Raw genomic sequence first — 26,035 nt, 5'->3', positions numbered from 1 at the left:
TCCTCCCTGCCGGTCCCGTCGTGGCCCGGTCCAGAGCCACACCCCACCGCGGTAGCCGCGCACGGACGACATGAGATGAAATATCGGGCGCCGCGCCTCCGAATTCCTGCCCGGTGGCGCCGCAGGACTCACCACCTCGCCGCACGCGGCGACACGCTCGTGCAAAGCCCGCCGCACGTCGCGACACGCTCGGGCAAAAACTCGCCGCACGTCGCGACACGCTCGGGCAGAAACCCGCCGCACGTCGCGACACGCCCGGACAAAAGCCCGCCGCACGTCGCAACACGCCCGGACAGAAACCCGCCGCACGTCGCAACACGCCCGGACAGAAACCCGCCGCACGTCGCAACACGCCCGGACAGAAACCCGCCGCACGTCACAACACGCCCGGACAGACATGGCGACCGGCCCGGGGAGCCAGCCTGCCGCCGATTGCTGCTGCCTGCTCATGTCCGTCACAGCGGACGCGCTCCGCGACCGAAATTTCCTACTATTGCGGACCGGTTCGGCTCGGGGCAAGGCCTGCCCTGAATCATGGATGCCGGCGCCGGATCCTGGATGCCGGCGCTCGGGCGCTATCGGCTTCACCGTGCGTCGGCAGCGAGGACTCGGTCGTTCATGCCGCTCACCGCGACATCGCAGCCTGCCCTCTCCCCAAACGATCATTGAGTGCCGCGAAAACCAGGTCCGCAGCGGCGTGTCGACCTGGTTTTCGCGGCACTCAATGATCACCGAGGCGAGGGGGTTCTCGTGCGGTCCGGCGGACGCCGCCTCCCGCCGGGGACGCGGCTGCTGACAGCGTTACCGGCGGGGCAGGGAGAGGAGAGTCCGGATCGCGTGCTCGCGCATCGGCGGGACAGCCTCGCCCGACGGCACCGGAGGCATCGCCGGCTCGGCGTGGCGACGGGGACGAGGGATGACCGGGGCAGGGGTGGACAGGACGCGACGGCGGACGGCCAGGGCGGCGGTGCCGAGGACCGCAACGGCGATCAGATAGCCGACGATCATCGCGGGAGCGTTGCCGGTGAGCGGCGGGATGGCCACCGCGACGACCGCGCTCACGGCCGCGACCGTGCGCCGGCGGGCGGGCGTGCCGGCCGCGGCGGCGAGGGGCAGGACGGCCCAGAGGACGTACCAGGGCTGAACGACGGCGCCGCAGAGAAGCGCGGCGGTGAAGATCAGCCCGAGGCCGCGGATGAGGTCGAGGCGGCGGCGGGACATGGCGACCAGGAGCATGATCACCACGGGCACGCAGATCACCAGGCCGATCGCGTTCAGCACGCCCACCGCGGCAGGGGTGGTGTCGCTGCCGAAGAGCGCGCCGATGAGCAGGCCGGTCGCGGTCGTCGGGGACATCCAGCTGTAAACGGACAGTGAGCCCAGCGGGCTGGTCATCCAGCCGAAGCCGGCCACGGCCGAGAGCGCGGCGGTGCCGGCGAACGCGCCGATGATCACCGCGACCACGGAGCCGGACGAACGACCACGGCGGGACGCGACGCCGACGCGGGACGAGCGGTCAGCACGGAACGAACGATCCACACGAGGTGCACGACCGGCCCGGAACGAACGGCCAAGGCGGAACAGGCCGAGGCGCGGCGAGCGCCCATCGCCCACCGAGGAGCCGGACGAACGGCCGGAGCCCAGCGACGTGCCGGAGCCCAGCGAGCGGCTCGGACGGTGAACGAGGGCGATCACCACGACGCAGAACGCGGCACCGGCCACGAACTTGATGCCGGCGGCCAGCGTCAGCAGCACCACGCCGCCCGCGAGCGTCAGTCCCGTCCCCCGGTCGACGCCCGCCAGCGCCACCTCCAGCCCGGCCAGCATCAGTCCCAGCATCAGCGCGTCGTTGTGCGCCCCGCCGAGCAGGTGCCAGAGCACCAGCGGGTTGAGCAGCCCGAGCCAGACCGCGGTGTGCGCGGCGACGCCGGCCCGGACGGCGAGCCGTGGCAGCGCCCACGCGATCAGCACCAGCCCGGCAACCGCGATCGCCCGGTAGACCAGCGCTCCCGCGGTCAGGTTCTCCCCGGTCAGCAGCGCTGCCAGCCGGGACAGCAGCATCCAGGCCGGCCCGTACGGAGCCGGCGTGTCCTGCCAGTAGTGGCTGACCTGCTGGGTGAGGGCCGAGTCGGCACCGAGCGCGGCGGCGGGACCGAGCTTGTAGGGGTCCAGCCCGGCCGCGGCCGTCGCCCCCTGCGCCACGTAGCTCCACACGTCGCCGCTGAACAGCGGCGGCGCGAGCAGCAGCGGTGCACCCCAGGCGGCCGCCACCGCGTACAGCTGCCGGGCCGACGCCGTCAGGCGCCCGATGAACAGCCACGCGCCGATCACCACGCCCATGGCGATCAGCCCGGCCGCGATGGCCGCGGTCTCCGGCAGCCGGCTACCCGCGGTGACGGCCGCGAGCGTGGCCGTGGCGACCGCCCCCACCGCCGCCACCGGGCCCGTGGCCAGGCGCGGAGCCCGTGGCGAAGCACTGACCGGCACCTTTTCCAGGATCGCGTTCGTGCTGCTCATCGGCTTACGCCCTCCATGTATACACACGGTGTATTCCCGGACCTAAGGCTGCCCGATGAGACATCGAGAAACCTCTGTCCAGAGGAGGGACTTAAGCCTGTCTACCTCGGCCGAAAGTTGTAGATCGTCACTCAGCGCACGCGCGGATGGACGTTTCGAGGATGTCCAGACCCGCGTCGAGCTCGTCGTCGGTGATGGTCAGCGGCGGGGCGATCCGGAAGATGCCGCCCATGCCGGGCAGTTGCACGATGTTCAGGTGCAGGCCGCGCTCCAGGCAGGCGGCCGTGACGGCGGCGCCGAGTGCCTCGGCCGGTTCCCGGCTCTTCTTGTCGCGGACCAGCTCGATGCCCTGCAGCAGGCCACGGCCGCGTACGTCGCCGACGACCTCGCACTCGTCGCGCAGCGCGCGCAGCCGGGCCCCCAGCCGCTCGCCGAGCGTGGCCGCGCGCGCGACCAGCCCGTCCCGTTCCACGACGTCGAGCACGGTCAGCGCGACGGACGCGGCGAGCGGGTCGGAGACGTGCGTGGTGTAGAAGAGGAAGCCGCGCTCGTGGCAGCGCTGCTCGATCTCGTCCGAGGCGACGACCGCGGCCACGGGCAGGCCGGCGCCGAGCGTCTTGGACAGCGTCAGGATGTCCGGGGTGACGCCGTCGCGCTGGAACGCGTACATGGTCCCGGTCCGTCCGATCCCGGTCTGCGCCTCGTCCAGGATGAGCAGCATGCCGCGCTCGTCGCACAGCTCTCGGAGCCGGCGCAGGTAGCCGGGCGGCAGTTCGAGGATGCCGCCGGAGGACAGGATCGGTTCGATCAGGCAGGCGGCGAGGCTGCCGGAGGACTGCTGGTCGACGAGCGCGAAGCCGTAGGTCAGCTCCGCCTCCCAGTCGTGGCCGCCGTCCGGCGTGCGGAACGGGGAGCGGTACGCGTTCGGCGACGGGAGCGCCAGGCTGCCGGGCGCGGCGGGGCCGTAGCCGTGCCGCCCGGCCGAGAACGTGGCGGATGCGGCGCCGTGGGTCATGCCGTGCCAGGACCGGTCGAAGGAGACGATCTCGTACCGTCCGGTGGCGAGTTTGGCCATTTTGAGCGCGGCCTCGTTCGCCTCCGCGCCGGTGGTGAGCAGCATCATCCGGTCCAGGCCGGCCGGGAGCGTGGCGGTCAGCCGCACGGCCAGGTCGACCACGGGACGGCTGAGCATGCCGCTGTAGAGGTGGTCGAGCGACGCGATCGCGGACGAGACCGTGGCCACGACGTCCGGGTGGGCGTGTCCGAGGATCGCGCTCATCTGCCCGGACGTGAAGTCGAGGATCGCGCGTCCCTGGTCGTCGTGGACGTACGCCCCCTGCGCGCGTTCGATGATCCGTGGCGTGAAGCTCGCGCCGTACCGGATGAGCAGGCGGTCCGCGTTCTCCCAGAAAGTCATGCCTGCATCCTCGAACACCCCACCGACCGCCACAAGCAGATCAAAACCGCTGATCATTCGGTACGGACGTATGGTTCCCTGATGCTCAATCCGCACCGCCTGGTGGTCCTGAACGCCGTGCTGGAGGCCGGGTCGATCAACGCCGCGGCCCGCAACCTCACCTACTCCCCCGCCACGATCAGCCAGCACATGACCGCGCTGGCCCGCGAGACCGGCCTGGTGCTGTTCGAGCGGCAGGGGCGCGGCATCGTGGCCACCCCGGCCGCGCGACGGCTCGCCGAGCAGGCCTCCGAACTGCTGGCGGACTTCGGCCGGCTGGAACGCGCGATCGCGGACCTGCGGGACGGCCAGGCGGAACGGCTCGCCATCGCCTGCATGGCGTCGGCCGCGGAGCAGTGGATGCCGGACGTGGTGCGGGCCGTGCGCGACCACCGCCCGAACCTGACGGTGGAGATCAGCCTGAACGAGCCGATGGACGGCCGCGGGCGCCGGCGGCCGGACCTGGACCTGCGCACCGAGCCCGCGGACGGCGTGAAGCTGCGGCTCGACGGGTACCGCCGGCACGAGCTGCTGGTGGAGGCGCTGGTCGTGGTGCTGCCGGCCGCGCACCCGCTGGCCGGGGCCGGGGCCGTCCCGCTGCGCGATCTCGCCGGCGAACCGTGGGTGGATCATGACATCTACGACAGCCCGATCGGTCAGATCGTGCTGAGCGCCTGCCGGGCCGCCGGGTTCACGCCACGGTACGCGGCCCGCCTCGACGACCACCGCGCCGCGCTGCGCCTGGTCGCGGCCGGGATCGGCGTGACCGTGCTGCCCCGCCTGGCCGTCGCCGGGATCGCGGGCGACCTGGTCACGCGCCCGCTGGCCGGCCCATCACTCGCGCGCCGGATCGTGGTCCACGCCCGTCACGACCGACGCCACGCCGACCTGATCACGCTGGCCGTCACCCACCTCCGCCGCATCGCCGCCACCGAGCCCGCCACAGCCACCGAGCCCGTCACGGCCAGCAAGCCCGCCACGGCCACCGAGCCCGTCCCGCCCGGCACGGCGGCCGAGCGTGTCCCGAGGTTCTGAACCGCCGCACGGGTCTGCGGGACCACCCACGGATCCCCAGGCCGCGGGAGCGCGCGGGCCTGGACCACGCTGGAAGCGGGACCTGAATTGAAAAAAGCCCCCACTCGCGGAAAGCGAGTGGGGGGCAGAAAATCGTGCTAGTCGAGCGTGTGGTCCTTGTTCTCCTGGTAGGAGGCACCACCGTCGGACTCGGCGCTGAGCGGCTTGGCGCCGCCCTCCGGCGGGCCCGCGATCGACTGGTGTCCGGCGGCGAGCTCGGGGAACTTCGCGTCGAAGGCCGGCCGCTCGGAGCGGATGCGCGGCATGCGGTCGAAGTTGCGCAGCGGCGGCGGGCTGGACGTGGCCCACTCGAGGCTGTTGCCGTGGCCCCACGGGTCGTCCACGGTGACCAGCGGACCGGCCTTGTAGGACTTCCAGCAGTTGTAGAGGAACGGCAGCGTGGAGAGGCCGGTGATGAACGCGCCGACCGTGGAGATCACGTTGAGCTCGGTGAAGCCGTCGATCGCCTGGTAGTCCGCGTAACGACGCGGCATGCCCTCGGCGCCGAGCCAGTGCTGCACCAGGAACGTGGTGTGGAAGCCGATGAACGTCAGCCAGAAGTGCAGCTTGCCGAGGCGCTCGTCCAGCATCCGGCCGAACATCTTCGGGAACCAGAAGTACACGCCGGCGTAGACGGCGAACACGATGGTGCCGAAGAGCACGTAGTGGAAGTGGGCGATCACGAAGTACGTGTCGGAGACGTGGAAGTCGATGGGCGGGCTGGCGAGCAGCACGCCGGACAGGCCGCCGAAGAGGAACGTCGTGAGGAAGCCGATCGAGAACAGCATCGGGGACTCGAAGCTGATCTGGCCGCGCCACATGGTGCCGATCCAGTTGAAGAACTTCATGCCGGTCGGGACCGCGATCAGGAAGCTCAGGAAGCTGAAGAACGGCAGCAGCACCTGGCCGGTGGCGAACATGTGGTGCGCCCACACGGACATCGACAGCGCCGCGATCAGCAGCGTGGCGGCGACGAGGCCCTTGTAGCCGAAGATCGGCTTGCGGCTGAAGACCGGGATGATCTCCGAGATGATGCCGAAGAACGGCAGCGCGATGATGTAGACCTCGGGGTGCCCGAAGAACCAGAAGAGGTGCTGCCAGAGCATCGGCCCGCCGGTCTCCGGGTTGAAGACCTGGGCGCCGAGGATGCGGTCCGCGGCCAGCGCGAAGAGCGCGGCGGCCAGGAACGGGAAGACCATCACCACGAGCAGGCTGGTGACCAGCATGTTCCACGTGAAGATCGGCATGCGGAACATCGTCATGCCGGGCGCGCGGAGCGTCAGGATCGTCGTGATCAGGTTGACCGCGCCGAGGATGGTGCCGAGGCCGGAGAGCGCGAGGCCGACGACCCACATGTTCGCCCCGACGCCGGGGCTGTGGATGCCGTCCGACAGCGGCGTGTAGGCGAACCAGCCGAAGTCGGCGGCGCCACCGGGCGTGAAGAAGCCGCCCATGGTGATCGTGCCACCGAACAGGTACAGCCAGTAGGCGAACGCGTTGAGCCGCGGGAACGACACGTCCGGCGCGCCGATCTGGATCGGCACGATGTAGTTGCCGAACGCGAACACGATCGGCGTCGCGAAGAACAGCAGCATGATCGTGCCGTGCATCGTGAACATCTGGTTGTACTGCTCGGGCGAGAGGAACTGCAGGCCCGGTGCGGCGAGCTCGGCGCGGATCAGCAGCGCCATGAGACCGCCGAGCAGGAAGAACACGAAGGACGTGATCAAATACATGATCCCGATCTGCTTCGCATCCGTCGTGCGCAGGACTCGCGCGAACGCCGATCCCTTGACGGGCTTATGCACCGGCCAGGGCCGGGTGACAATCGGCTTCGGTGCGACGGTGGTCACGAGCAGCCTCCGGTCTTCATAGCTCACCACGTGGGCACGACGCACAGTTGATCTGCAGACGTACCTCTCGGGCAGAATAATCCTTCCGAATGCTCCTGTAGGCACGGGGTGACCAAACGCGCCGTTAACGCCGTGTGCTTGCCCCCGGGTCCTCTAGGCTGGATCACGCAGCGGGGCGTAGTAGTCCCGGAAGATGCGGTCGCCCCGTTTGCGCAGCAGGGGGTCGCGGGTGTCGGGCGCGACGTCGCCGGTCCGGTCCCGGTCGCGGGTGCGCTCCAGCACCCACTTCGTACGCGGACGGCGGCGCTTCTCGTACGCGGCCAGCGCGGCCGGCAGGTCACCGGCGTGGCCGCGCAGCACCTCGGCGAGCACGGTCGCGTCCTCCAGCGCCATCGCGGCGCCCTGGGACAGCGTGGGCGACGTGGAGTGCGCGGCGTCGCCGACCAGCAGAACGCGGCCGCGGGACCAGCCGGCGACCTCGACCTCCTCGGGCGCGGCGAGCTGCACTTTCTCCAACGCGTCCAGCACCGTGGGCACCGGGCCGCCGTAGCCGGCGAAGACCTCGCGGACGCGGGCGAGCCCGTCGGACGGCAGCGGCGCGTCGGCCGGCACGGTCTCGTGTGCATAACAGTAGAGACGCCGGTCGCCCATGGGCATGACGACGAAGCTGGAGTGCGCGCCGAGCAGCCCGGTCCACTCGGTGACCGCGGGGCCGCCGTGGACGACGCTGCGGTAGACGAACTGCCCGGTGCGACGGGCGGCGCCGCCGAGGCCGGCCAGCGAGCGGACCGTGGACCGCCGCCCGTCCGCGCCGATGACCAGGTCGTAGTCGGTGCGGGTGCCGTCGGCGAAGTCCACCTTGACCGGCCCGTTCTCGTCGAGCTCGAGGCCGGTGACGGCGGTGTTGTGACGTACGACTCCACCGACCGCGGTGAGCAGCACACGCTGGAGGTCGGCGCGGGGCAGCGCGCGGGACTCGCCGACGCCCTCCCAGAGCCCGTTGAGGTCCAGCTCGCAGAGCGGATCACCGGCGGCGTCGCGGATGGACTGGCGGCTGATGACCGCGCCGAGCGGGCGGAGCGGTCCGGCGAGCCCGAGACCGGCGAGCGCGCGGGTCGCGTTGCCGGGCAGGAATATGGCCGCGGCAGGGCCGATGGCGGGCGGCTCCCGATCGACGACATCGGGCCGGAGACCGGCCATACGCAGAGCCCGAGCGACACCGAGGCCGGCGATGCCGGCGCCGACGATCAGGATCCGCAGGGTGGAACCGGCCATGTGAGCGACGCCTCCGAGGGGTGGGCACGCGTTGAAGCCAAGAGATTACTCGCCGCGAACGGCACCATGGTAGAGGCGTGTGACTCGCATTGCCGCCCGTCCCGCCGCCGGGTGACCATGACCTGGCATGTTTGCGCAGCTCAGGTCATGGCCACTTCGATGGAAGTTCTATCGCTGAACGCGCGCGCCCTTGCCGCCGACGAGCGCCTCCACCTCACGCAGCGACGCCATGGACGTGTCGCCGGGCGTGGTCATGGCCAGCGCGCCGTGCGCGGCTCCATATTCGACCGCCTGCGCGATGCCGAAGCCCTCCAGCAGGCCGTAGATCAGGCCGGAGGCGAAGCTGTCGCCGCCGCCCACCCGGTCCATGATCTCCAGTCCGGCCCGGTGCGTGGCCTCGGCGAACGTGCCGTCCTGCCAGGCGATCGCGCCCCAGTCGTTGACCGTGGCGCTCTTCACGGTGCGCAGCGTGGTGGCGACGACCTGAAAGTTCGGATATTCCTTGATCGCTTCCTCGATCATCGACCGGAAGGCGAGCGTCTCCAGGTTGTCCAGGTTCTCGGACACGCCGTGGACCTCGAAACCCAGCGAGGCGGTGAAGTCCTCCTCGTTGCCGATCATCACGTCGACGTACCGGGCGAGGCGGCGGTTGACCTCCTGCGCACGGACCTTGCCACCGATGGTCTGCCAGAGGCTGGGCCGGTAGTTGAGGTCGTAGGAGACGATCGTGCCGTGCCGATGCGCGGCCTCCATCGCGGCCTCGATCACGTCCGGCGTGGTCTCGGAGAGCGCCGCGTAGATGCCGCCGGTGTGCAGCCACCGGACGCCGAGCGTGCCGAACAGGTGCTCCCAGTCCACGTCGGACGCCTTGAGCTGGGACGCGGCGGTCAGGCCGCGGTCCGAGACGCCGACCGCGCCGCGCACGCCGAAGCCGCGCTCGGTGAAGTTGAGACCGTTGCGGACCGTGCGGCCGATGCCGTCGTATTTCGCCCAGTGGATGAAGGACGTGTCCACGCCGCCCTGCAGGATCAGATCCTCCAGCAGCCGGCCGACCTCGTTGTCCGCGAACGCGGTGACCACGGCCGTGCGCTTGCCGAACGCGCGGCGCAGGCCCCGGGCCACGTTGTACTCCCCGCCGCCCTCCCACGCCCGGAACGCGCGGGCCGTCTTGATCCGGCCCTCCCCCGGATCGAGCCGGAGCATGATCTCGCCCAGGGAAACAGCATCAAAAGCCGCGTCGGTACGGATCGTCAGCATGCCGCGGCCTCCTTGAGCGCGGCGGCGGTGCGGGCGGTGACCTCGGCCCAGTCCTGCGCGGCCAGCAGGTCGGGCGCGACCATCCAGGTGCCGCCGACCGCGAGCACGGACTTCAGGCCGAGGTAACCGGCCAGGTTCGCCGTGGTCACGCCGCCGGTCGGGATGAACCGGACGTTCGCATAGGGCGCGGAGAGCGCCTTGACCATCGGCGCGCCGCCCAGCTGCTCGGCCGGGAAGAACTTGACCGTGCTCAGCCCTGCGTCCAGCGCCATCTGGATCTCGGTGCCGGTGGCGATGCCCGGGAAGATCGGCACCTGCAGCTCCTGCGCGCGGGCCACCACCTTCGGCGAGAAGCCGGGGCTGACCAGGAAGGTGGCGCCGGCCTCGACCGCCTGGTCGACCTGCTCCACGCGGGTGACGGTGCCGGCGCCGACCAGCAGCTCCTCGCGCCGGGCCATGGCCCGGATCGCGTCGGCCGCGGCATCGGTCCGGAAGGTCACCTCGACGCTGCGCAGGCCGCCCGCGAGGAGCGCGTCGGCCAGCCCGTCGGCCGCGGCCGCGTCGTGGAGCACGACGACCGGCAGGATCCGGCCGGCCTCGATCGTCTGTTCAAGATGGCGAACGTCAGTCACGTATGTGACCCTAGCCCTCGTGCCACAACCCCTGTCAAGACAATCAAGATGGGGGTACGCAGTGAGGAGCACTTTGTGAGCGACGAGTGGCAGCCCGTTAAGTCCGCCGACCGGACGCTGGAGATCCTGGAGCGCCTCGCCGCCCACCCCGGCCGGTCGCTGGTCGAACTCGCCCGCGAGCTGGACATCCCGAAGAGCTCGCTGCACGGCATCCTGCGCACCATGGCCCGGCGCGGCTGGGTGGAGACCGACCCGACCGGCACCCGGTTCGGGCTCGGCATGCGCGCGCTGCAGGTCGGCGCCGCCTACATCGAGGCGGACGACGCGGTCGGCCTGCTCTCCACGGTCCTGGACCGGCTCGCCGACGAGCTGGGCGAGACCGTGCACCTGGGCCGCCTCGACGGGCCGAACGTGGTCTACATGGCCAAGCGCGAGTCGATCCACCCACTGCGCCTCTACAGCGCGATCGGCCGGCACCTGCCCGCGCACGCGACCGGGCTCGGCAAGGCGCTGCTGGCCGGGCTGCCGCCGTCCGACGTGGACGCGCTGCTCCCCCGGCCGCTGCCGGCGCTGACCTCGCACACGATCACGGATCCGGGCGCGCTGCGGGCCGAACTGGACACGATCGCGGCGCAGGGGTGGTCGATGGACCGGCAGGAGAACACGGACGGGATCGTCTGCTTCGCGATGACGGTGCCGCTGCGCACGCCGGCCACGGACGCGATCAGCATCTCGATCCCGGCCGCGCGGGTCACGGGGTCCACGCAGGAGAAGGTGCTGGACGCGTTGCGGCGCGGGCTCGCCGGGGTGCGGGCGGCACGGGCGCTGCTGACCTGATGCTGTCCTCAGTCGACTACGGAAAACGACTTAAGAAGAAGAAAAGGCGCTGACGGGTTGCCTGTCGTTTTCGGGCGTGTAAACCTGTGAGGGCCCCTTGGGAGCGCTCCCGGTGCAGGTCGCCCAGCCTGCGCTGGTTTCACCGCAACGCCCCTGGTCCCCATCCGGCTCCACGGACACCTTTAAGGACCCTAACCCATGAAACGACCGATCCGCGCCATCGCGGCGGCCGCCCTGCTGATAGCGGGCGCGGCCACCGCGTTCGTGATCAACGGCGTCGCCCACGCCGACACGCAGATCTGTGAGCAGTACGGCACGGCCACGATCCAGAACCGGTACGTCGTGCAGAACAACCGCTGGGGCACGTCGGCCGAACAGTGCATCAACGTCACCGGCACCGGCTTCTCCATCACCCGGCAGCAGGGCGTCGGCAACACCAGCGGCGCGCCGGTCTCGTACCCGTCGATCTTCGTGGGTTGTCATTACACGAAGTGTTCGCCGGGCACGAACCTGCCGGTCCAGGTCAGCGCGATCAGCAACGCCACCAGCGCGATCGACTACAGCTATGTCTCCGGTGCCACGTACAACGCGTCGTACGACATCTGGCTGGACCCGTCGCCCAAGCGCGACGGCGTGAACCAGATGGAGATCATGATCTGGTTCAACCGGCAGGGGAACATCCAGCCGATCGGCTCCGCGGTCGGCACCGCCACGGTGGGCGGGAAGACCTGGGAGGTCTGGCAGGGCAGCAACGGCGCCAACAACGTCATCTCCTACCTGGCGCCGTCCGCGATCCCGTCCTGGAACTTCAGCGTCCTGGACTTCATCAATGACGTCCGCAACCGTGGCGCGATCACCAACTCGTGGTACCTGACCAGCATCCAGGCCGGCTTCGAGCCGTGGAACGGCGGCGCGGGCCTGGCGGTCAACTCGTTCTCCGCATCCGTCAACGGCACCGGCACGAACCCGACGACGGTCCCGACGACGTCGTCCCCCACGCCCGGTCCCACCGGTGGTTGCGCGGTCACCTATGACGCGAACAGCTGGAACGGCGGCTTCACGGCGAACGTGACGGTGCGGAACACCGGGACCTCGCCGATCAACGGCTGGGACCTCGGATTCGCGCTCCCCGCGGGCCAGCAGGTCGGAAATTCTTGGAATGCCACCGTTACCCAGAACGGGCAGACTGTCTCTGCGAAGAACATCGGGTGGAACGGTGTGATCGCCGCCGGAACCTCCGCGTCGTTCGGGTTCCAGGCGAGCTCGACGGGCGCGTTCGCGAAGCCGGGCGCGTTCACTCTGAACGGCACAGCCTGCGCGGTCGCCTAACCCCGCCGCGCAGTTCCCACAGAAGAGGGGCCGGCCCGCACCGGCCCCTCTTCGCCAACCCGGGGGGCGACCCCGGACCCCACGGTCCGGTGGGCGCGAAACGGGCCCGGCGCCGGCCCGCACGGACCGTCAAGTCCGCGCAAAACGACATATGTTCACATATTTCCGGGTAAAACAGACATGTGGATGACGTCACCGTCGTTGTGGTCAGTCGGAATCGGCGTGAGCAGCTGTTGCGTTATCTGCCGCGGCACGACGTGCCGGTGATCCTGGTCGACAACGCGTCGTCGGACGGGACGGCGGACGCGGTCACGGAGGCGCTGCCGCACGTGTACGTGGTGCGGGCGCACACCGACATGGGCGCGGCGGCCCGGAACGCCGGTGCGGAGCTGGCCGGCACGCCGTACGTGGCGTTCGCGGACGACGACTCCTACTGGGAGGCGGGCTCGCTCGGCAGGGCGGCCACGCTGCTGGACGTGCATCCGCACGTCGCGCTGCTGACCGCGCGCGTGCTGGTCGGGCCGGACGGGCTCGGCGACCCGATCTCCACCGCGATGGACGCGGCGCCGCTCGGCACTCCCCCGAATCTGCCGGGCCCGGCGGTGCTCGGCTTCCTGGCCCGCGCGGCCGTGGTCCGCCGGGACGCGTTCCTCGCGGTCGGCGGATTCAACCCCACCCTCCACGCGTACGGGGAGGCGCTGCTCGCCATGGACCTGGCCGCAGCGGGCTGGGACCTTGCCTACGTGCCCGCGCTGACCGTCCGCCACCTGCCACCCGGACGCACCCGATCACCGGCGATCGTCCGCACCGGCCGGGAGCAGCCGGCGACGCCGGGCCCGCAACGACCTGCTCACCGCGCTGTTACGACGTCCGCTGCCGATCGCGGCCGCGGCCGCCCGGTCCGCCTGGCGTGCGGGCGGGCCGGACCGCGCCGGTCTGGCGGACGCGGCGCGGCTGCTCCCGTGGGCCCTGCGCCACCGGCGCCCGCTCCCGCCACAGGTCGAGGCGTCCGCACGCACGCTGGCGAACACCGGCCCCTGAGGCACGAGGCCCGGTGGTGGCGTGGTCAGCGGCGGCCGCTGAGGACCTGGAGGACGTCGTCGTAGCGGCCTTCGGCCACGGCGTTGCGCTGCCACTTGACGCGCTCGACCTGGATCTCGCGCGCGTCGGGCTGGGATTCGAGCAGGGCCAGCGTCTCGTCGAGGAGGTCGTCGAGGGGCATGGCGGCCTCGTTGTTCTGCGAGTTCATCAGCGTGGTGCGAGTCAGCGGCGGCACCCACTCGATGACCTGGACGTTCGTGTCCTGAAGCTGGATGCGCATGGCTTCGGTGAACATGTGGATGCCGGCCTTGGTCGCGCTGTAGCTGGGCGTGATCGCCAGCGGCACGAAGGCCAGGCCGGACGAGACCGTGATGATCGTGGCGGCCGGCTGCTGCCGCAGGATCGGCAGGAACGCGGCGACGAGGCGGATCGGGCCGAGCAGGTTGGTGAGGACCGTCTTCTCCGCGGTCTCCAGGAACGCCGGGTCGAGCAGGTCCTCCCGGAGCATGATCCCGGCCATGGTCACCAGGGTGTCCAGCGCGGGGTAGCGCTCCGCGAGCGTGGCGGCCGCGGCCTCGATCGACGCGGGCACGGTGGTGTCGATCTCCACGGTGCCGATGCCGGGGTGCTCGGCCGCGATCTTCTCCAGCAGCTCGGTGCGCCGCCCGCCGATGATCACGGTGTTGCCGCGCTCGTGCAGCCGCAGCGCCAGCCCGAGCCCGATGCCGGACGTGGCGCCGGGAATGAAGACGGTGTTTCCGGTGAGCTTCACGATGTTCTTCCTGTTCTGAGGCGTGGTGAACCACCCGGCCGTCGATCGGCCGGGCAGAAACTGTCGGATGGGGCTGCTAGTGGAAGAGCTGGCCCGCCAGCACGGAGAGGAACGCGAGCTGTTCGCCGGATCCGGAGCCGGGCGCGGGGCGGAAGAGGTGCAGGCGGTGGCCGGTCTCGGGGCTGAGGACCACGTCGCACTGGAGGTCGAGCGGGCCGGCCTCCGGGTGCAGCATCCGTTTGCGGACCGAGACCAGCGGCGCGACCTCGTGCGCCGCCCACAGCTCGCTGAACTCGGGGCTGCGGGCCAGGAGTTCCTCGACGATCTCGTGGCCGTACCGCTCGCCGGGCGACCGGCGGGCCAGCCCGTAGCGGAAGTCCGCGACGTACGCGCGCCCGATCAGCCCGTGCTCCGCGGGATCGTTGAGCCTGCGGGAGGACGGGTAGGTGAACCAGCGCCAGACGACGTTCGACTCGTGGCCCGGCAGGCCGGCCAGGCGGCCGAACAGCGCGGTGGCGGTCCGGTTCTGCGCGATCACGGTGCACAGGCTGTCCGTGACGTGCGCGGGCGTGTCGCCGAGCGCGTCGAGCAGGAACAGCATGGCCGGGTCGACGTGGGCGTGCGCGGAGTGCCGGGGCGGCGGCTGGTGGCCGCCGAGCCGGAACAGGTAGTCACGTTCGTCCGCGGACAGCCGCATGGCGCGGGCCAGCGACGCGAGCGCGGCCAGGGAGACGCTGCCGGCCCTGCCCTGCTCGAGCCGTGCGTAGTAGTCGGCGGAGAGCGCGGACAGCAGCGCGATCTCCTCGCGGCGGAGGCCGGGCGTCCGGCGCCGGCCGCCACCCGCGAAGCCGACGTCCTCCGGAAGCAACGCCTCCCGGCGGCTGCGCAGGAACCGGCCCAGATCGTCGAGTCCGGCCATGATGTCCTCCCCTCTTCGTTCCCCGCTGCGGGCTCCAGTCTGCCGTCTGCCGGCGGATTGTCCCGCGTCGTGTTTATCCGGGGAATCGAAGACCGGGGATAAAAGGGATGATTCGTCAGCCGCGGGTGCAGATCAGCGCGACGGTGGCGCCGGTGGCGATCATCAGGGCGAGCGTGATCGCGACGTACCGCACGCGGTGCAACAGCAGGACGCGGCGATCGTGGCGACGGCGGTCGGGGCACGGAGTCACAGCAGAACCGGCCGCAGCGGGCTCCGCCGTCGAGGAAGCCGGGCGAGGGCTGGGCTTCGGGGTGACGTTGCGACCCTGGCTACCGAGGTAGCGGCGCGAGGCCTGGTTGATCGACGGGCGTGCGGGTGGATCCGTCGGCGGCTGACTCGTCACCGAAGCATTTTCGAGTGCAGGAAGCGGCATTGACAACATAAAATGCCGATTCGCACATGTCCCGTTTCAGACCGCGTGGAAGAACCTTTCCGCGCAATTCCCACGAAGGACAGCTTCCGGCAACTGAGTGACACTAGCCAATGACTGCGGGTGTTTACTATGGTCGGCGGCGAGCTTGGGAGGTGCTGTGGCAGAGGAGACGGTGCCATTCACCGGCGACCCCGACTCGACCACCTGGGCCGCCGAGCGGGCCGGCTCGGGTCCGCACCCGCTGATCCTGATCGGACCGACGAACATCACCGACGGTCACGCGCGGCGCATTCGGGAACTGTTCGCGGCCGTCGAGTCGATCGCATCGCGCCCGGTCACGCTGCGCATTTCCGGCAGCCCGGCAACGACCGCACCCGCACACGTGCTCCGCGCGATGGAACTACCCCCGGGCATGGAGCCGGCCCCGGACGGCGCACTCAATCCGTACCTTCTGATGACCCAGGGGGAGATTTTTCAACAGGCACGGCGGGCCGGCCTGCCCGCGCCGGTGCTCACCCGGACCATCAGCTGCGTCCGGGCACCCCACTCCGCAACCGCGCACTGCGGGCACTGCCCGGCCTGCCTCACGCGCCGTGCCGGACTGCTGGCCGCGCTCGGCCGTGACAACACGCCGTATCTGACCGATGCATGGAACGTTGCCGATCATGGGGACACGCTGCGTGACCGCGAGGCGGTCCGCACCTGGCTCCGCCGCGATCTCACCGGCGTTGAGCTGGATCTTCCTTCGAACGCACCGATGGACGCCTCCCCCGGACGGCTGCGCGCGGCGATCGAACGGGCCCGGATCGAGTTAAGGCGAATGTTCGACACCGGGGGTGACCGAAGGTCGGAACCGTCGGCCGCATAGCCGATGGTTGCTCACCGAGCCGGTGGGCATGCGAACCGCTCAGCGGAGTCGGTGCGGGTGCGAACGCGAGCAGAATTAGCCTTGCGCGGCCGTCCGGCAAGATCGGTCGCCGCCACCGACCGCAGGCAACCTGTCCGTCGACGCGGCCCGACCGGCCGCCCGACGGAGGACGAAGGGGGCGGGTTCGATGCCCGGCAACCACACCGACCCGCTGGCCGAGCTGCTCGCAGCCGGCCCGGCGACCGTGGATCGGCCGAACCTCGGCGCCGGCTACCGCGGATACGACGCACCGAGGCCCAAGGGCGGCACCGTGGATCTGCGCATCACGATGCGCTGGCGGCACTCCGGCAAGATCACTGTGGACAGCCTGGGACGGCTCGCGTTCCCGGTGCTGCCGGACCGTCCGGGCCTCTACCGTTTCACCTGGGTGGACCCGATCTGCGGGCACCGCACGTTCGTCGGCGAGACCGGCAACCTGTGGCGGCGGCTCATCGGCTACCGGCACCCGGGGCCGGGCAAGATCAGCGACCAGTACATCAGCGACCTGCTGCTCACCCACCTGAGCACGGGCGGCACGGCCGACGTCGCGATCGCCATGTTCGGCGCGCTGCACGTCGGCGGAGCCGAGCAGGCTCTGGACCTGGACTCCGCGGCGTCACGGGAGCTTGCCGCCAGCGCCGCGCTCATGCAGTGCGCGGTCGCCGGCGACACCGACATCCTCAGCTGAACGCCGTGTCTCAGGAGGCCGGCGGCTCGTCCTTGCCGGCCTCCTCGAGCGCGTCCGCCTCCTCCTTGGTGGCGTGCACCGCGCCGTCCGCGTGCTCCGGCGGGCCGTACACCGTGTAGAGGACCAGCGGGTTCGGGCCCGTGTTGGTGAAGTTGTGCTTGCTGCCGGCCGGGACGATGACCATGTCACCCTGGGAGACCTTGCGGGTCTGGCCGCTGACCTTGGCCTCGCCGACACCGCTGACGAACGTGAGGATCTGGTCCACCTCGTGGACCTCCTCGCCGATCTCGCCGCCGGCCGGGATCGTCATGATCACGACCTGGGTGTGCTTGCCGGTCCAGAGGACGCGACGGAAGTCCGAGTACTGTTCCGCGACGGTGGCGATCGTGTAATGCTCCATGGCTTCAGTTCTACCCCTGTCGCGGCCCGGTCACTCAGGTCTTCCGGCCCTGTCTCACGAGGGCTTCAGCGACCACCGGCCGGGCTCCGCGAGGCCGGTCACCGGCGGCGTCACCCGATCGTGGCGCCGGGCGCGGAACAGCAGCAGTGACAGCACGGCCGCGCCGAGCGCGAGCACGCCCGCGACGTACCAGGCCATCGTGTACTCGCCCAGCCGGTCCCGGACCAGGCCGGCCGCGGTGGCCGCGATCGCGGCGCCCACCTGGTGCGAGGCGAAGACCCAGCCGAACACGACCGCGCCGTCCGTGCCGAAGTAGGTCCGGCACAGCGCGACGGTCGGCGGGACCGTGGCCACCCAGTCCAGGCCGTAGAACAGGATGAAGACCAGCATGCTCGGGCCGGTCTCCTGCGCGAACAGCGTCGGCAGCACCATCAGCGACAGGCCGCGCAGCCCGTAGTAGGCGCCGAGCAGGATCCGGCTGTCGAACCGGTCGGTCAGCCAGCCGGACGCGATCGTGCCGACGATGTCGAACACGCCGATCAGCGCCAGCAGGCTCGCGGCCGCGGTCTCGGTCATGCCGTGATCGTGTGCGGCCGGGATGAAGTGCGTGCCGACCAGGCCGTTCGTGGTCGCGCCGCAGATCGCGAAGCCGCCCGCGAGCAGCCAGAACGCGCGCGTCCGCGCGGCCGTGCGGAGCGCGCGCACGGCCCGTACCGCCGCGTTGCCCTGAGGTTTTGGATCTTCCTCGACGGCGCCGCCGTAGGCGGTCACGCCCAGGTCGCGCGGGTGGTCACGGAGGAAGAACCAGATCAGCGGCACGACCAGCAGCGCGGCCACGGTCACGGTGAGCGAGGCGGTGCGCCAGCCGCTGTCGCGGACCAGCACGGCCAGGATCGGCAGGAAGATCAGCTGGCCGGCCGCGCCGCCCGCGGTCAGCACGCCGGTGACCAGGCCGCGCCGCTTCACGAACCAGCGCCCGGTCACGGTCGCCACGAACGACAGCGCCATCGAGCCGGTGCCGAGCCCGACCAGCACGCCCCAGCAGAGCAGCAGCTGCCAGCTCGCGTTCATGAACACGGTCAAGCCGCTGCCGGTCGCGACCAGCAGCAGCGCCACGGCCGCGACCCGCCGGATGCCGAACCGGTCCATCAGCGCGGCCGCGAACGGCGCGGTCAGGCCGTAGAGCAGCAGGTTCACGCTGACGGCCGCGGAGATCACGGCGAGCGGCCAGCCGAACTCCGCGTGCAACGGATGCAGCATGACGCCGGGCGTGGCCCGGAAGCCGGCGGCGCCGATCAGCGCCACGAACGCGACGACCGCGACCGCCCAGGCCGGATGGATTCGATAGTTCCGCACGAGTAACGAGTCTCTTTTCCCTCGTCCGTTACGGCTAGTGGCCCGCAGGCCATCGTGCGCAAGAATTGGGCCATGAGCGATCTCCGTCACCTGGTGGCCGTGCTCGCGCTGCCCGGCACCGTCGCCTTCGACCTGGGCACCGCCGTGCAGCTGTTCCGCGCCGCGCGCGACGGCGCGGACCGGCGCCTCTACAAGACCCGGGTGTGCACGCCGGACGGGCGCCCGATCCTGGCCGGCGCCGGCATCCTGATCGGCCCGGAGGACGGCGCCGACCTCTCGTTACTGGCCACCGCCGACACGATCGTGGTGCCCGGCGTCGACTCCGGGCCGCCGGTCACGGACGGCACGCTGGACCCGGCGGTCACGCTCGCGCTGCGCACCGCACACGCGCGTGGCGCCCGGATCGTGTCGATATGCACCGCGTCGATGGTGCTGGCCGCGGCAGGCCTGCTCGACGGCCGGCCGGCCACCACGCACTGGGGCTGGGTGGAGACCTTCCGGCGGCTCTATCCGCAGGTCACGCTGGATCCGGACGTGCTGTTCGTGGACAACGGCTCGGTACTCACCTCGGCCGGCGTCGCCGCCGGCATCGACCTCTGCCTGCACATCATCCGCACCGACCACGGCAGCCAGGTCGCGAACCGGGCCGCCCGCCGCTGCGTGGTGCCGTCCTGGCGCGAGGGCGGCCAGGCGCAGTACATCGAGCGCCCCGTCCCCGTCTCCCCCGCCGGCGCGGACACCGCGGCGACGCGCGGCTGGGCGCTGGAACGGCTGGACACCGCGCTCACGCTGCCGGAACTCGCCGGGCACGCGCGGATGAGCGTGCGCACGTTCACCCGCCGCTTCCGCGAGGAGACCGGCGTCAGCCCGAACCGCTGGCTGCTCCAGCGCCGCCTCGACCTCGCCCGCCAACTGCTGGAGACCACGACGCTCAACGTCGACCAGATCGCCCGCCGGTGCGGCCTGGGCACCGCAGCACGCACCGCTCCGGGCACCCCCTTTCACGATCGGGGGCGTCCCGCAGCATGAGGGACGCCCCGATCATGGAAGGGCGGCTCCCGCGGCACGGGACGCACCTCGATCATCGCGAGCACGGCGGGACTCGCGTGCTCTTTCGTGCGCCGCGCGGCACCGGCTCCGACGCCGGGAGGCAAGCGGAGCGCCAGCGGAGGCTTGGCGTACGGCGAGGTTTGCCCGCGGGAGCAACGCTGCCGGACCACGCCGGAAGCGGGAAAATGAATCTGATCTTGATCTTCGCGAAGCGGGCAGCGCGCCACCCCACGCAAGAGCGTCAGGGGCGGGGTCTGGGGTCGCCCCCAGGCAAGCTCAAGCGCCCGCGGGAGCTGCGCTGCTGGGCCACGCCGGAAGCGGGAAGATGGCCTGGATCTTGATCTTTGTTCATCCGGGCGCGCTAGCGGCCGATCGCGGCCAGGGCTGTCGGCAGCAGGCGGAGCAGTTCCTCGTCGTCGCTGACGGCGCCGGAGTGCCAGCCGGAACCGGACGTGGAGTGACGGCGGACCGCGGCCTGTTCCGCGGCGAGCAGGGGGCGGGCCTCGGCGGCGGACGGGCCCATGGCGGTCCAGAGCTGGGTGATCTCGCGACGGGTGAACGCATTCGTCCGCCAGGCCGTGAGCAGCGCGGGCAGGCCGTCGGCGCGGCCCGCGACGGACCACAGCGCACGCGCGGCGTGGACCCGGGTCCAGCCGGTGTGGTCCCTGCGACGCAACGTCTTCAGGATCCGGGGCACACGGTCGGCGGCGAGCGCGCCCAGCGCCTCGTAGCCGGAGAGCGCGGCGCGGCAGTCGTGGTCCGGGCCGGTGAGCTCGCGGTCGAAGACGTCGAGTGCCGGCCCGGGATCGCCGGTGATCCGGTGGAACGCGGTCGCCGCCGAGGTCGCGGTCGTGCCGGTCTCGTCCGCCATCGTGGCCCTGACGTAGGGCAGCGCGTCCACCGCCTCCGGGCCGAGGCCGCCGAGCAGCAGCATGACCTGCTCGCCGGGCGGTTGCTCCAGGAGCCCGGGGAGCAGCTCGGCGGCGGTGACCGGGCCGAGCCGGGGTAGCGCGTAGTAGGTCAGGTCCCGGCTCAGCCCCTGGCCGCGCAGCTCGGCGATCCGGCGCAGGAGCAGCGGGCGCAGGCCGTGGGCGGCCGATCGAGTAGGGCAGGTTCTCCGGCGGGGGCTCGGCGGCCAGCAGTCGTTCGAGCAGCGGCAGCGCGCGTGGATCGCCGATCGTCACCAGCGCGGCCAGTTCGTCGCCGATGGTGGGCCGGCCCTGCGCCCAGGTGATCATCAGCGAGGCCCGGTCGTTGCCGGTGTGCGCGAGGACCAGCGGTGCATCGGCGAGGGCGGCGTGCAGCGCGTCCGCCGCAGGCGCGGCCGCGGTGCCGATGGTCCGCAGCGTGGACAGCGCGGGCTCGCGCAGTCTCCGATGCCGCAGCTGCGCGCCGATCGACACGATGATCTCGCGGTACGGCCCGCGCCACCGCATCATCAGCCGGGCCGCGAGGCGGATGCCGTCGTGGCGCTGCTCCCGGTCCGGCGAGGCCAGCAGCGTGCGGACCAGCGCGATCCGGTCGCCGACCCGATCGCCGAGGCCGTCGCTGACCTCGTGCAGCGTGTCCAGCGCGTCCGGCGCGCGGCGGTCCTCGGCGGCCTGTGCCCGCAGTTGCCGGACCGCGCCGAGCAGCGAGGCCGGCGCGGTGCCGGTACCCGTGTCCGGACGCGCCTCGGACGGGCCGCCCGCGGACCCTGTCACGCTCCCCGAGCCCGCGGCATCGCCCCTGCCCGCGGCGCTGTCCGTGCTGATGGCGCTCGCGAGGTCGCCCGTGTTCACCGCGCTCGCGGTACTTTGCCCGCCGGTGGCGTCGTCCGTGCCGTCTGCCGCCCGCGTCGCCTCCGAGCCCTTGTAAAGCACGGGCAACAGCGCGATCGCCACCTCCACGTCGATCGGCCGCTCCGGTTCCGAGGGCAACCGGCTGAGCCCGGCGAGCGCGGCCAGCCGCAGCCGCGCCTCCCCCGGCTCGCGCATGATCCCGTGCAGCCAGTCCACCGTCCCGCCGCCGGCCGCGCCCCGGCGCGCCAGCTCGGCCACCGTGTTCACGATCGCCTCGCGGGTGTCCAGGTCGGGCTCTTCCGGGAAGCGCGCACGCAGCACCGAGTCCACCGGCACGGGCGCGATCAGCAGGGTTTTCGGCGCTGCGGCGCGTACCGCCGGATCGGGGTCTTGAAGTAGCGACAGCAGCAGCGGGTGCGCGTCCGCGATCGCGGCGCGCGCCTGCCCGTACCGGCCGGGCTGGGGTGCGGGGTCCTCGGCGTTGCCGAGACTCGCCAGCAGCGTGATCACCTCGGCGCGGCCGGGACGCCCGGTGTCCGCGGCGATGCGCAGCAGGAACGGGATGGCCGCGAGCGTGCACCCGTAGACGTCGCCCTGGTGGTGGACCGCGCCGTAGAAGCGGTCGAGCGCGTCCTCCCGCGTCGGCGGATCGGCGGAGGCGAGGCCGGACAGGATCTCCGGCATCTCGCCCGCGCTGCCGTAGGCGTGCCGCATCCGTGCCCAGCGCACGTCCGTCACGCCGTCGAGCAGCGCCGCCACGTCCCTCATGCGGGCCTCCGCGCGCCGTTGACGTTGACACGGATCGTGTAGAGCGACGTGGTGGCCGTGAGGTAGAGCTGGTTGCGCTTCGGACCGCCGAACGTGAGGTTCGAGACGCACTCCGGCACGTGCAGCTTGCCGATCAGCGTGCCGTCCGGGTCGAAGCAGTGCAGCCCGTCCGACGCGGCGACCCAGACGCGGCCGTCCGAGTCCAGCCGGAGGCCGTCGAAGCTGCCGGCGTCGCAGGTGCCGAACACGTCGCCGCCGGTCAGCGTGCCGTTCGCCGGGTCGACGTCGAAAAGCCGGATGTGCTTGCGGGCGGTGTCCACGATGTAGAGTCGCGTCTCGTCGCGGGAGAAGGCCAGGCCGTTCGGCCTGTCGAAGTCGTGCGCGACCAGGCGCACCTCGCCGGTGGCCGGGTCGGCGCGGTAGACGTGGCAGGCGCCGATCTCGCCGGCCGATTTGTGGCCCTCGTAGTCGCTGTCGATGCCGTAGCTGGGGTCGGTGAACCAGATCGTGCCGTCCGCGCGCTCGACCAGGTCGTTCGGGCTGTTCAGGCGCTTGCCGTCCCAGCGGTCCGCGATCACGGTGATGCTGCCGTCGTGCTCGGTACGCGTCACCCGCCGGTTCCCGTGCTCGCAGCTGACCAGCCGGCCGTTCCGGTCGACGGTGTGCCCGTTCGCATGGCCTGACGGCTCCCGGAAGACGCCGACCGCGCCGGTCGTCTCGTCGTAGCGCAGGATCCGCTCGTTCGGGATGTCGCTGAAGACCAGGTAGCGGCCGGCCGGGAAGTACGCCGGGCCCTCGGTCCAGCGGCAGCCGGTGTGCAGCCGCGTCAGGACGCGGTCGCCGCCGATGCCCTTGAAGCGGCCGTCCAGAACCTCGAATCGCGCTGGCGTCTGCTCGGTCATGTGAGCACATTAAGCCGGATGGGCGGGGGCAAGTAGCCTGTAGCGCGTGGTGGAGCGGGCGCAAGCGCGGCAAGTGCTGGCCGCGGGACGCCGGCTGCGGGACGCCGCCGAGCGGGTCGCGGACGGCGATCGGCATATCAGGGGCGAGGCGCGCGACGCCTACCTGCGGGAACGTGACCAGTTGCTGGCCGCGCACCTGGAGACGCTGCCGGTCTCGGCGCTGCGCGACGCGGGCGGCGCGAAGATCCGTACGGCACCGCTGGAGAAGGCCGGGCTGACCTCGGTCGGCGCGGTCCGGTCCCGGTCCGAGGCCGAGCTGGCGCAGATCCCGGGTCTGAGCGACGCGAGCGCCCGCGCGCTGAAGGAGACCGCGGAGCAGGTGGCGGAGGCGGCCGAGCGGTCGCTGGCCGTGCGCGTCAACTTCGACAAGAAGGACAGGGCGGCGACCGCGCTGCTCACGGCCACGCACCGGGTGCTGCGGGCCGAGCCCGCGGTCGGTCCGGCACGTGGCCCGGCGCGGCGGCTGGTGGACGAGCTGGAGTCCGCGATCCGGTCCGCGTCCGTCGCGGGCAGCCTGCTGCGGAGCCTGTTCGCCGGGCGGGCCGGCCGGGAGCGCGCCGGTTCCGCGGTCGAGCAGCTGCGCCGGATGGTCCAGGACGCGGACCGGGAGAAGCTGCCGGCCGCGCTGGCCAAGGCGGAGCGGGCGATCCGCGAGCGCCCGGCCACGCCGCGCACGGTGTGGAAGGACTTCGAGAAGCGGTCCGCGGAGTACTACACGGCCTTCGGCGAGCTGGGCGCCGAGCAGCCGGATGTGGACTCGGCGCAGGGCTTCCTGCCGAACGACATCACCGGGCGGGTGCGCCGCCAGGAGCTGGACGACACGTTCCGCAACGTGACGCTGCGCGGCTACCAGTCGTTCGGCGCCCGGTTCGCGCTGGCCCAGGGCCGGGTGATCATCGGGGACGAGATGGGCCTTGGCAAGACGGTCCAGTCGATAGCCGCGATGGCACACCTGCGGGCGCGCGGCGAGACGCACTTCATCGTGGTCTGCCCGGCGAGCGTGATGGTCAACTGGACGCGGGAGGTCGCCGAGCGCAGCAAGCTCACCGCTTATCTCCTGCACGGCGGCCAGCGCGGCGCGAACCTGCGGACCTGGGTGGAGGACGGCGGCGTCGGCGTGGCCACGGTGGACTCGCTGCACACGCTGGAGGTGCCGGACGGCATGCGCGTGGCGATGATGGTGGTCGACGAGGCGCACTACGTGAAGAACCCGGACACGCGCCGGTCGAAGGCGGTCCGCGAGTGGACGGCCCGGGTGCCGCGGGTGATCTTCCTGTCCGGCACGCCGATGGAGAACAAGCTGGACGAGTTCCGGAACCTGATCGAGTACCTGCAGCCGCGCGTCTCCGACGGCCTGGACCTGTCCGAGACCGCGGCCGGCCCGGTGTCGTTCCGGCGCGCGGTCGCCCCGGTCTACCTGCGGCGCAACCAGGAGGACGTGCTCAAGGAGCTGCCCGAGCTGGTCAAGGCCGAGGAGTGGTCACGGTTCAGCCGGGCGGAGATGCTGGACTACCGGGAGGCGGTCGCGGCCGGGAACTTCATGGCGATGCGCCAGGTCGCGTTCACCGCGGACCCGAAGGGCGGCAAGCTGACCCGGCTGAAGGAGCTGGTCAACGAGGCCCGGGAGAACGGCCGCAAGGTCGTGATCTTCTCGAACTTCAAGTCCGCGCTGACCCAGGTGACGGAGCTGCTGGGCCCGGCCGCGTTCGGGCCGCTGACCGGCGCGACCCCGGTCGAGGAGCGGCAGAAGCTGGTGGACGCGTTCAGCGCGGTGCCCGGCCACTCCGTGCTGCTGAGCCAGATCCAGGCCGGCGGCGTGGGGCTGAACATCCAGGCCGCGTCCGTGGTGATCATCTGTGAGCCGCAGATCAAGCCGACGATCGAGGACCAGGCCGTGGCCCGCGCGCACCGGATGGGCCAGGTGCGGTCCGTGCAGGTGCACCGGCTGCTCACCGAGGACGGCCCGGACCAGCGCATCCTGGAGATCCTGCAGCAGAAACGGCAGCTCTTCGACGAGTACGCCCGGCACAGCGAGGTCGCCCGCTCCAGCCCGGACGCGGTCGACGTCGACCTGGCCAAGGCCGTGATCGCGGAGGAGCAGCGCCGCCTGGCGGTCTAGAGGCCCGGCAGCGCGGCGCGGATCGCGCGCAGGTCCTCGTGCGCGAGCGTGCTGAAGTCACGTCGCTCGCCCGGCGCGATCCAGCGGAGGAACCCGGTCCGGAACGCGAGGTTGCCCAGCTCCGCGGCGGTGCCGGCGGCCGGGTCCGGCACGCCGCGCTTCCGCAGCGCCTCGGCCAGCGCGCCGGTGAGTGCCGCGTTCTTGAGCAGCTCCCGCTCCATCAGCTCGGTGGCGGACTGGATCACCGCGTGCCGCTCGCGGGCCCACGGTCGCCGGCCCTCGTCGAAGACCTGGCCGAACGCGTCGAAGACCGTGTCGAGCACGTCGAGCGGTGACGCCTCGGCCGGCGCGCCGTCGATCGCGGCCGTGGCGAGCTCGTGCAGCAGTTCCTCGCCGGTGAACAGCACCTCGCGCTTGTCCGCGAAGTGCCGGAAGAACGTGCTCTTGCCCAGCCCGGCGCGCTCCGCGATCCCGGCGGCGGTGCTGTTCTCGTAACCGTTCGCCAGGAACAGTTCGAGCGCCGCGCGGGTGAGGCGGTCCGGCGCGTTCGGCTCCCAGCGACCCATGCGTGCCAGCTTACCGACGGGACTCGGTCCCATCACGTGCTAC

The 26,035-nt window shown here is 71.5% G+C and carries 23 protein-coding genes; 9 read left to right on the top strand and 14 right to left on the bottom strand.

Going from position 1 to position 26,035, the window contains the following annotated elements:
- Positions 1 to 801: 801 nt before the first annotated feature.
- Positions 802 to 2,517: a polyprenol phosphomannose-dependent alpha 1,6 mannosyltransferase MptB gene (gene mptB / locus OP04_RS13110; RefSeq protein WP_051797749.1), complete on the bottom strand. Its 1,716-nt coding sequence runs from the start codon at positions 2,515 to 2,517 to the stop codon at positions 802 to 804.
- A 127-nt stretch (positions 2,518 to 2,644) separates the two neighbouring features.
- A complete protein-coding gene (locus OP04_RS13105; RefSeq protein WP_033339937.1) occupies positions 2,645 to 3,934 on the bottom strand; it encodes an aspartate aminotransferase family protein in 1,290 nt (429 codons plus the stop codon).
- An 81-nt stretch (positions 3,935 to 4,015) separates the two neighbouring features.
- Between OP04_RS13105 and OP04_RS13100 the strand changes: the two genes are divergently transcribed.
- Positions 4,016 to 5,008: a LysR family transcriptional regulator gene (locus OP04_RS13100; protein WP_085066413.1), complete on the top strand. Its 993-nt coding sequence runs from the start codon at positions 4,016 to 4,018 to the stop codon at positions 5,006 to 5,008.
- Between the two features lie 137 nt (positions 5,009 to 5,145).
- On the opposite strand, the gene ctaD is transcribed toward OP04_RS13100, so the two are convergent.
- From ctaD to eda, 4 genes are all read right to left on the bottom strand, one after another.
- A complete protein-coding gene (gene ctaD / locus OP04_RS13095; protein ID WP_033339794.1) occupies positions 5,146 to 6,900 on the bottom strand; it encodes an aa3-type cytochrome oxidase subunit I in 1,755 nt (584 codons plus the stop codon).
- Between the two features lie 153 nt (positions 6,901 to 7,053).
- On the bottom strand, positions 7,054 to 8,175 hold the full coding sequence (locus tag OP04_RS13090) for an FAD-dependent monooxygenase (protein WP_033339793.1): 1,122 nt from the start codon (positions 8,173 to 8,175) through the stop codon (positions 7,054 to 7,056).
- Between the two features lie 168 nt (positions 8,176 to 8,343).
- A complete protein-coding gene (locus OP04_RS13085) occupies positions 8,344 to 9,432 on the bottom strand; it encodes a sugar kinase (protein ID WP_033339792.1) in 1,089 nt (362 codons plus the stop codon).
- A complete protein-coding gene (gene eda, locus OP04_RS13080) occupies positions 9,426 to 10,064 on the bottom strand; it encodes a bifunctional 4-hydroxy-2-oxoglutarate aldolase/2-dehydro-3-deoxy-phosphogluconate aldolase (protein ID WP_033339791.1) in 639 nt (212 codons plus the stop codon). Before eda ends, OP04_RS13085 begins: the two co-directional genes overlap by 7 nt.
- 75 nt (positions 10,065 to 10,139) lie before the next feature.
- Here eda and OP04_RS13075 point away from each other — a divergent pair, with 75 nt between their 5' ends.
- From OP04_RS13075 to OP04_RS48460, 3 genes are all read left to right on the top strand, one after another.
- Positions 10,140 to 10,901, top strand: a complete 762-nt coding sequence (locus tag OP04_RS13075) for an IclR family transcriptional regulator (protein ID WP_232323567.1) — start codon at positions 10,140 to 10,142, stop codon at positions 10,899 to 10,901.
- Between the two features lie 198 nt (positions 10,902 to 11,099).
- Positions 11,100 to 12,230 (top strand): GH12 family glycosyl hydrolase domain-containing protein, encoded by a 1,131-nt coding sequence (locus tag OP04_RS13070; RefSeq protein ID WP_033339790.1) that lies wholly within the window; start codon positions 11,100 to 11,102, stop codon positions 12,228 to 12,230.
- 233 nt (positions 12,231 to 12,463) lie between these two features.
- Positions 12,464 to 13,336, top strand: coding sequence for a glycosyltransferase (locus OP04_RS48460; RefSeq protein ID WP_232323566.1), 873 nt, complete (start codon positions 12,464 to 12,466; stop codon positions 13,334 to 13,336).
- On the opposite strand, the gene OP04_RS13060 is transcribed toward OP04_RS48460, so the two are convergent.
- The 3 genes from OP04_RS13060 to OP04_RS53285 form a co-directional block, all read right to left on the bottom strand.
- Positions 13,297 to 14,043, bottom strand: a complete 747-nt coding sequence (locus tag OP04_RS13060; RefSeq protein ID WP_033339789.1) for an SDR family oxidoreductase — start codon at positions 14,041 to 14,043, stop codon at positions 13,297 to 13,299. The two genes, OP04_RS48460 and OP04_RS13060, sit on opposite strands and share 40 nt — an antisense overlap.
- Before the next feature lie 76 nt (positions 14,044 to 14,119).
- A complete protein-coding gene (locus OP04_RS13055; protein ID WP_033339788.1) occupies positions 14,120 to 14,962 on the bottom strand; it encodes an MmyB family transcriptional regulator in 843 nt (280 codons plus the stop codon).
- Between the two features lie 115 nt (positions 14,963 to 15,077).
- Complete coding sequence (locus OP04_RS53285; protein ID WP_157239768.1) at positions 15,078 to 15,365, bottom strand: hypothetical protein; 288 nt, start codon at positions 15,363 to 15,365, stop codon at positions 15,078 to 15,080.
- Between the two features lie 187 nt (positions 15,366 to 15,552).
- On the opposite strand from OP04_RS53285, the gene OP04_RS13050 reads away from it, so the two are divergent.
- Positions 15,553 to 16,263: a 7-cyano-7-deazaguanine synthase gene (locus OP04_RS13050; protein WP_033339787.1), complete on the top strand. Its 711-nt coding sequence runs from the start codon at positions 15,553 to 15,555 to the stop codon at positions 16,261 to 16,263.
- Positions 16,264 to 16,450: 187 nt separating this feature from the next.
- A complete protein-coding gene (locus OP04_RS13045; protein WP_033339786.1) occupies positions 16,451 to 16,990 on the top strand; it encodes a hypothetical protein in 540 nt (179 codons plus the stop codon).
- 10 nt (positions 16,991 to 17,000) lie between these two features.
- On the opposite strand, the gene OP04_RS13040 is transcribed toward OP04_RS13045, so the two are convergent.
- Positions 17,001 to 17,390 (bottom strand): cupin domain-containing protein, encoded by a 390-nt coding sequence (locus OP04_RS13040; RefSeq protein WP_033339785.1) that lies wholly within the window; start codon positions 17,388 to 17,390, stop codon positions 17,001 to 17,003.
- Between the two features lie 54 nt (positions 17,391 to 17,444).
- Positions 17,445 to 18,746: an MFS transporter gene (locus OP04_RS13035; RefSeq protein WP_033339784.1), complete on the bottom strand. Its 1,302-nt coding sequence runs from the start codon at positions 18,744 to 18,746 to the stop codon at positions 17,445 to 17,447.
- A gap of 72 nt (positions 18,747 to 18,818) precedes the next feature.
- Here OP04_RS13035 and OP04_RS13030 point away from each other — a divergent pair, with 72 nt between their 5' ends.
- The gene (locus tag OP04_RS13030) at positions 18,819 to 19,775 is read left to right on the top strand and encodes a GlxA family transcriptional regulator (protein WP_051797744.1); all 957 of its coding nucleotides are present in this window, start codon (positions 18,819 to 18,821) and stop codon (positions 19,773 to 19,775) included.
- A gap of 382 nt (positions 19,776 to 20,157) precedes the next feature.
- Here the strand turns inward: OP04_RS13030 and OP04_RS13025 are convergent, their stop codons facing one another.
- Positions 20,158 to 20,730: a hypothetical protein gene (locus tag OP04_RS13025; RefSeq protein ID WP_033339783.1), complete on the bottom strand. Its 573-nt coding sequence runs from the start codon at positions 20,728 to 20,730 to the stop codon at positions 20,158 to 20,160.
- 413 nt (positions 20,731 to 21,143) lie between these two features.
- Here OP04_RS13025 and OP04_RS13020 point away from each other — a divergent pair, with 413 nt between their 5' ends.
- On the top strand, positions 21,144 to 21,653 hold the full coding sequence (locus tag OP04_RS13020; RefSeq protein ID WP_157239766.1) for a hypothetical protein: 510 nt from the start codon (positions 21,144 to 21,146) through the stop codon (positions 21,651 to 21,653).
- Between the two features lie 688 nt (positions 21,654 to 22,341).
- On the opposite strand, the gene OP04_RS13015 is transcribed toward OP04_RS13020, so the two are convergent.
- On the bottom strand, positions 22,342 to 23,247 hold the full coding sequence (locus OP04_RS13015; RefSeq protein WP_033339781.1) for an SMP-30/gluconolactonase/LRE family protein: 906 nt from the start codon (positions 23,245 to 23,247) through the stop codon (positions 22,342 to 22,344).
- 46 nt (positions 23,248 to 23,293) lie between these two features.
- On the opposite strand from OP04_RS13015, the gene OP04_RS13010 reads away from it, so the two are divergent.
- Positions 23,294 to 25,426, top strand: a complete 2,133-nt coding sequence (locus OP04_RS13010) for a DEAD/DEAH box helicase (protein ID WP_085066411.1) — start codon at positions 23,294 to 23,296, stop codon at positions 25,424 to 25,426.
- Here OP04_RS13010 and OP04_RS13005 read toward each other — a convergent pair.
- Positions 25,423 to 25,992, bottom strand: a complete 570-nt coding sequence (locus tag OP04_RS13005) for a TetR/AcrR family transcriptional regulator (RefSeq protein ID WP_033339780.1) — start codon at positions 25,990 to 25,992, stop codon at positions 25,423 to 25,425. The two genes, OP04_RS13010 and OP04_RS13005, sit on opposite strands and share 4 nt — an antisense overlap.
- Positions 25,993 to 26,035 lie beyond the last annotated feature (43 nt).

It is taken from the genome of Catenuloplanes japonicus (genome assembly GCF_000717135.1).
GTDB classification, from domain to species: Bacteria; Actinomycetota; Actinomycetes; order Mycobacteriales; family Micromonosporaceae; genus Catenuloplanes; species Catenuloplanes japonicus.
The sequence above is the reverse complement of the archived record's forward strand: the minus strand, read 5'-3'. Positions and strand labels throughout refer to the sequence as shown.